5 protein-coding genes and 1 pseudogene are annotated in these 6,425 nt (G+C 70.6%); all 6 read left to right on the plus strand.

From position 1 onward, the window contains the following. Nucleotides 1-173, plus strand: a pseudogene (locus ON39_RS50530) (UDP-N-acetylmuramoyl-L-alanyl-D-glutamate--2,6-diaminopimelate ligase); the annotation flags it as partial. After that, nucleotides 170-1,684: a UDP-N-acetylmuramoyl-tripeptide--D-alanyl-D-alanine ligase gene (locus tag ON39_RS11285; protein WP_040733470.1), complete on the plus strand. Its 1,515-nt coding sequence runs from the start codon at nucleotides 170-172 to the stop codon at nucleotides 1,682-1,684. The pseudogene ON39_RS50530 and the gene ON39_RS11285, both read left to right, overlap by 4 nt. Before the next feature lie 13 nt (nucleotides 1,685-1,697). Next, entirely contained in the window at nucleotides 1,698-2,774 is a 1,077-nt protein-coding gene (gene mraY / locus ON39_RS11290) for a phospho-N-acetylmuramoyl-pentapeptide-transferase (RefSeq protein ID WP_040733471.1), read from the plus strand. A 49-nt stretch (nucleotides 2,775-2,823) separates the two neighbouring features. Continuing rightward, nucleotides 2,824-4,263: a UDP-N-acetylmuramoyl-L-alanine--D-glutamate ligase gene (gene murD / locus ON39_RS11295; protein ID WP_040733472.1), complete on the plus strand. Its 1,440-nt coding sequence runs from the start codon at nucleotides 2,824-2,826 to the stop codon at nucleotides 4,261-4,263. A gap of 117 nt (nucleotides 4,264-4,380) precedes the next feature. Then, the gene (ftsW, locus tag ON39_RS11300; RefSeq protein ID WP_373283683.1) at nucleotides 4,381-5,856 is read left to right on the plus strand and encodes a putative lipid II flippase FtsW; all 1,476 of its coding nucleotides are present in this window, start codon (nucleotides 4,381-4,383) and stop codon (nucleotides 5,854-5,856) included. Nucleotides 5,857-5,906: 50 nt separating this feature from the next. Beyond that, nucleotides 5,907-6,425, plus strand: a 519-nt coding sequence (locus ON39_RS11305) for a glycosyltransferase (RefSeq protein WP_373283684.1), incomplete at its 3' end; no start/stop codon positions are given.

Below are 6,425 nucleotides of genomic sequence, written 5' to 3' on the forward strand. Positions count from 1 at the left end.
CGGTGGATTGGGCCGAGCCCGGCGACGTGATACTGGTTGCGGGCAAGGGTCACGAGGCGGGGCAGGAGATCCGGGGTGTGAAGCACCCCTTCGACGACCGCGACGTGCTCGCGGCGGCACTGGACAAGCGAAGTCCGCACAACGCGGACGCGGAGGACTTGACGGTTTCATGATCGAGATGACACTGCGGGAGATCGCGGACGTCGTCGGCGGCACGCTGCACGACGTCCCCGACCCCGGGGTTCGGGTGACCGGTTCGGTGGAGTTCGATTCGCGCCGAATCGGTTCCGGTGATCTTTTCCTCGCCCTGCCCGGTGAGCGGTCGGACGGTCACGACTGGGCCGCCGCGGCGGTCGAGGCAGGCGCGGTCGCGGTGCTCGCGGCCCGCCCGGTGGGCGTGCCCGCCATCGTCGTCGCGCCGGACCCCGGCTCGGTGCCGTCCAGTTCCGTTGCGCTGGCCGGTGATTCGGACGGTTCGGGGGCCGCGGTGCTCGCCGCGCTCGCCGCCCTGGCGCGCGCCAGCGTGCAAAGGCTCACGGCGGCGGGAACTCTCACCGTCGTCGGGGTGACCGGGTCCTCCGGGAAGACCTCGACCAAGGACCTGCTCGCGGCCGTGCTCGCGCCGCTGGGACCCGTTGTGGCGCCGCCGGGTTCGTTCAACAACGAACTGGGCCATCCGTGGACCGCGTTGCGCGCCGACGCCGATACCCGTTTCCTCGTGCTCGAGATGTCCGCGCGCGGGCCCGGTCACATCGCGGCGCTGGCCCGGGTCGCGCCGCCGACCATCGGCGTCGTGCTCAACGTCGGCACCGCGCACCTCGGCGAGTTCGGCAGCCGCGAGGCCATCGCCAAGACCAAAGGCGAACTGGTGGAGGCGCTTCCGTCGTCCGGGCTGGCCGTGCTCAACGCCGACGATCCACAGGTCGCCGCGATGTCCACCCGGACCACCGCGCGCGTGGTGGCGGTCGGTCAGTCCGACACCGCCGACGTGCGGGCCACCGACATCCGCCTCGACGACCAGGCCCGCCCCGGTTTCACCCTGCACACCCCGGCGGGCAGCACCCCGATCCAGCTGGCGGTGCACGGCGAACACCAGGTCGGCAACGCGCTGTCCGCGGTCGCGGTCGCCCTCGAGTGCGGCGCCGACCTCGACACCATCGCGGCGTCGCTGTCCGGCGCGCGCGCCGCGTCCGCCCGCCGGATGGACGTGCGGACCACCGCGGCCGGGGTGACGGTCGTCAACGACTCCTACAACGCCAACCCGGACTCGGTCCGCGCCGCCCTCAAAGCGCTGGTCACCATGTCGCGCGCGGGCGACAAGCCGCGCCGCAGCTGGGCCGTGCTCGGCGAGATGGGCGAGCTGGGCGAGGAATCCGTCGTCGAGCACGACCGGATCGGCCGGCTCGCGGTGCGGCTGGACGTGCACCGGCTCGTCGTGGTCGGCACCGGAAGACCGTCCCGCGCGATGCATCAGGGAGCCGTGATGGAAGGCTCATGGGGCGAGGAGTCGATCCTCGTGCCCGACATCGGCGCGGCCATCGCGTTGCTCGACGACGAAGTCGAGGCGGGGGATGTGGTGCTGGTCAAGGCGTCGAAGTCGGTCGGCCTCTGGGAGGTCGCCGAACACTTGATCACATCGGAGCCATCCAGCGGACGCAGGGGAAGCACGGAGGCAGTGGAGTGAGCGAGGCTCAGTCGTGAGACAGATCCTATTCGCGGCGGCGATTGCGCTGGCCGTATCGATCCTGCTGACCCCGTTGCTGATCAAGATGTTCGCCAAGCAGGGTTTCGGCCAGGAGATCCGGGTCGACGGCCCGGCGAGCCACCAGGCCAAGCGCGGCACCCCGACCATGGGCGGCGTCGCCATCATCATCGGCATGTGGGCCGGCTACCTCGGCTCACACCTGATCGGCATCGGCTACCGCGCGGACGGCCCGTCGGCCTCCGGCCTGCTCGTTCTCGGTCTGGCCACCGCGCTCGGCGGCGTCGGCTTCGTCGACGACTTCATCAAGATCCGCAAGCAGCGCAACCTCGGCCTCACCGCCGCGGGCAAGTACCTCGGTCAGCTGACCGCCGCGGTCGTCTTCGGCGTGCTCGCACTGCAATTCCGCGGCGCGAGCGGGCTCACACCGGCCAGCAGGCACCTGTCCTACGTGCGCGACATCTCCACGGTGACGATGGGCGTCGTCGTGTTCCTCGTCTTCGTCTGCCTCGTCGTGGTGGCCTGGTCCAACGCGGTGAACCTGACCGACGGCCTGGACGGACTGGCCGCCGGATCGATGAGCCTGGTCCTCGGCGGCTACGTGGTCATCACGTTCTGGCAGTACTACCACGCCTGCGAGACGAAGGCCGAGGTCGGCTGCTACAACGTGCGCGACCCCCTCGACCTGGCCTTGGTCTGCGCCGCGGGCGCGGCGGCCTGCGTCGGGTTCCTGTGGTGGAACGCCGCGCCCGCCAAGATCTTCATGGGTGACACCGGCTCGCTGGCGCTCGGCGGCATGCTGGCCGGACTGTCCATCACGACACGGACCGAGCTGCTGATGATCGTCATCGGCGCGCTGTTCGTGGCCGAGACCCTGTCGGTGGTGTTGCAGGTGGCGGTGTACCGCACCACGCGCAACCGGCTGTTCAAGATGGCGCCGTTCCATCATCACTTCGAACTGAGCAAGTGGGCCGAGACTACGGTGATCATCAGGTTCTGGCTCTTGGCCGCGATGGCTTCGGCCGTCGGGCTCGGCTTGTTCTACAGCGAATATCTCTCTGCGGTCGGGTGAACTAGCGATGGTCGAACATTCCCCCCGGGCCCTGCGATCACCAGGGCCCATGCTCGAATTCCTGCGCGGCCGTGACGTTCTCGTCGCGGGCTGGGGCATATCGGGACGCTCGCTCGTCGAGCCGCTGCGCGATATCGGCGCGCGCCCGGTGGTCACCGACGGCGGCGCCGCGGCGCTGGCCGAGGCGGCCGAGCTCGGCCTGGACATCGCCACCTGCGTGGAACTGGAATCCACCGACTGGAGCCGGTTCGCGCTGGTGATCACCAGTCCGGGCTGGCGGCCGGACTCGCCGGTGCTCGCCGCGGCGGTCGCCGAGGGCACGCCGGTGTGGGGCGACGTCGAATTCGCCTGGTGGGTGGATCAAGCCAGGATCTACGGGCCGGTCCGCAAGTGGCTGGTGATCACCGGAACCAACGGCAAGACCACCACCACCCAGATGACGCACGCCATCCTGCGCGCCGCCGGCATCCCCAGCGTCGCGTGCGGCAATATCGGCCTGCCGATCCTCGACGCGTTGCGGCGCAACCCCGGTCCGCAGGTGCTCGCGGTCGAACTGTCCTCGTTCCAGCTGCACTGGGCGCCGTCGGTGCGTCCCGAGGCGGGCGTGGTGCTCAATGTGGCCGAGGATCACCTGGATTGGCACGGCGGACTCGACGCGTACGCCGCCGCCAAGGCGCGGGCGCTGGTCGGCCGCGTCGGCGTGGTCGGGCTCGACGATCCGGTGGCGGCCTCGCTGGCGCGTCGCTCGAAGGCGCGGCGCACCGTCGGCTTCAAGATCGGCGTGCCCGCCGACGGCGAGCTCGGCGTGGTCGACGGCAAGCTGCTCGACCGCGCGTTCACCAAGGCCGCGATACTCGCCGAGGTCGGCGACATCAGCCCACCGGGACCCGCCGGGGTCGCCGACGCGCTCGCCGCGTCCGCGCTGACCAGGGCCATCGACGTCGCGCCGCAGTTCATCCGGGAGGGGCTGATCGAGCATCGGGTCGGCCCGCATCGGTCGGCGTTCGTGCGCGAGGTCGGCGGGGTCGACTTCATCGACGACTCCAAGGCGACCAACCCGCACGCGGCGCGCACCGCGATTCTCGCGCACCCGCAGGTGGTTTGGGTGGCCGGCGGGCAGCTCAAGGGCGCGCACCTCGACGACCTGGTCGAAGAGGTGGCCGAACGGCTCGTCGCCGTGGTGCTGATCGGGGCCGACGCGCCGGTGTTCGCGACCGCGTTGGCGCGACACGCGCCCGAGGTCCCGGTCATCGAGCTGATCGCGGGAGACGATGGCGGGATGGGTGACGCGTCGAGTACCAATAAGGCCGACGTAGTCATGGCGCGCGCCGTGCGGGTCGCGGCGAGCTATGCCAGTCGCGGCGACACCGTTCTGCTCGCCCCCGCGGCGGCATCCTTGGACATGTTCACCGACTACACGCACCGGGGCCGCAGTTTCGCCGCGGCGGTGCACGCACTGGAAGACGGTGACGTCGGGCGGCAGCTATGACGCCACGCCGCGAGCTCAGGGGCCGGAGGCGGCAGCGCAGTGTGACCATGGAGGCCTCGTGAGTGGCGTGAATCGGATAGAGCGCCGCGAGCTCAGGGGCACAACCGTGGAGGGGCGATGAGCGGCGCGACTGCGACACAGACGGCTCGGCGGCGAGAGCAAATGGGCGCCGGGGCCAGGTTCGTCGCGTGGCTGGCGCGGCCGCTCGCGTCGTTTCACCTGGTCGTCACCATCGCCACCCTGCTCACCGTGCTCGGCCTGGTGATGGTGCTCTCCGCGTCGAGCGTCGAGTCCTATGCCGATGGGGGATCGGCGTTCAAGTTGTTCAACCAGCAGGCGACCTACGCCGCTATCGGCGCGGTCCTGTTCTACCTCGCGCTGCGCATTCCGCTGAAAAGGTTGCGGCAGTGGTCGTTCCCGATGTTCGTGCTCTCGGTGCTCGGCCTGGTGCTGGTGCTGATCCCGGGCATCGGCACCAAGGTGCAGGGCGCGCGGCGCTGGATCGACCTCGGCCTGTTCAACGTGCAGCCGTCGGAGATCGTGAAGGTCACCCTGGTCGTCTGGGGCGCGCACCTGCTGGCGTCGCGGCGCTCGGAACACGCGGGACTCAAAGACATTCTGATGCCGCTGGTTCCGGCGGGTCTGCTGGTGTGTCTGCTCGTCGTGGTCGAGCCGAACCTGTCGACGACGATCGCGCTCGGCATCGTGGTCGCCGCGCTGCTATGGTTCGGCGGCCTGCCGCTGCGGCTGTTCGTGACGGTCACCGTGTCCGGTTTGATCGCCGCGGGCGTGCTCGCCTTGTCGGCGGGCTACCGCTCCGATCGCATGCGCGCGTTCTTCAATCCCGGCGACGACCCGCAGGGCATGGGTTATCAAGCGCGCCAAGCCCTCTACTCGCTCGCCGACGGCGGCATCTGGGGTCGCGGCCTCGGGCAGAGCCGCGCCAAGTGGAGCTACCTGCCCAACTCGCACAACGACTTCATCTTCGCCATCATCGGCGAGGAGCTCGGCTTCCTCGGCTGCGCCCTGGTGCTCGGGCTCTTCGCGCTGTTCGTCTACACCGGTCTGCGCATCGCCAGCCGCTCGGTCGATCCGTTCCTGCGGCTGCTCACGGCGACCGCTACGACGTGGATCACCGGTCAGGCGCTGATCAACATCGGTTACGTCGTCGGCCTGCTCCCGGTCACCGGCCTGCAGCTGCCGCTGGTCTCCGCGGGCGGTTCGTCGCTGGCCATCACCCTGTTCATGTTCGGCATCATCGCCAACGCGGCCCGGCACGAGCCCGAGGCGGTGTCCGCGTTGCACGCCGGGCAAGACGGTAGGTTCAGTAAGTTGCTGCGGCTGCCCAAACCGGAGGTGTACTCGCCGGCGCGGGCCGGCGCCGCCCGGGCCAAGTCCGCGCAGCGCAAGGCGCCACGCCAGGGCAGACCGCAGGCGTTGCCGCCGACGCGCCGCCAGTCGGAGCCGGGGCGGCGGCAACCGGAGCGGCGGCGCTCGCCGGAGAGCCGCGGCACCAGCTCGCTGCGCGCCACCAGAGCGTGGGAGCCCAGCTACCCGGTCAACCACACAAGAGAACGAGGAAAATCTAGGTGATCTCGGTAATCGTCGCAGGCGGCGGCACGGCGGGCCATATCGAGCCGGCCATGGCGGTGGCGGACGCGCTGCGGCGGCTCGACGATTCGATTCGGGTGACGGCGCTCGGCACCGAACGCGGGCTGGAGACGAAGCTGGTTCCCGAGCGTGGTTATCCGCTCGAGCTCATCCCGCCGGTTCCGTTGCCGCGCAAGCCGACCGCGGATCTGCTGCGCCTGCCCGGCCGGGTGCGGGCCTCGGTGGCGCGGACCCGGGCGGTGATCGACGCGGTCGAGGCCGATGTGATCGTCGGCTTCGGCGGATACGTCGCGCTGCCCGCGTACCTGGCCGCGGGGCCCGGTCCGCTGCGGCGGCGGCGCAAGGTGCCCGTGGTGGTGCACGAGGCGAACGCCAAGGCCGGCATCGCGAACAAGGTCGGCGCGCGCGGCGCCGCGCGAGTACTTGCGGCCGTGCCGGATTCGGGCCTGACGGGCGCGCAGGTCGTCGGCATTCCGGTCCGCGCCGCGATCACCACCCTGGACCGCGCCGCGCTGCGCGCCGAGGCGCGGGCGCACTTCGGGCTGCCCGCC

The sequence above is a fragment of the Nocardia tenerifensis NBRC 101015 genome (assembly GCF_000308715.1).
Taxonomy (GTDB): domain Bacteria; phylum Actinomycetota; class Actinomycetes; order Mycobacteriales; family Mycobacteriaceae; genus Nocardia; species Nocardia tenerifensis.

What these genes read in the sequence shown, in the direction of transcription:
- ftsW (WP_373283683.1), top strand. Translation starts at nt 4,381, where the DNA reads ATGAGCGGCGCGACTGCGACACAGACGGCTCGGCGGCGAGAGCAAATG.
- murD (WP_040733472.1), top strand. Translation starts at nt 2,824, where the DNA reads ATGCTCGAATTCCTGCGCGGCCGTGACGTTCTCGTCGCGGGCTGGGGC.
- ON39_RS11285 (WP_040733470.1), top strand. Translation starts at nt 170, where the DNA reads ATGATCGAGATGACACTGCGGGAGATCGCGGACGTCGTCGGCGGCACG.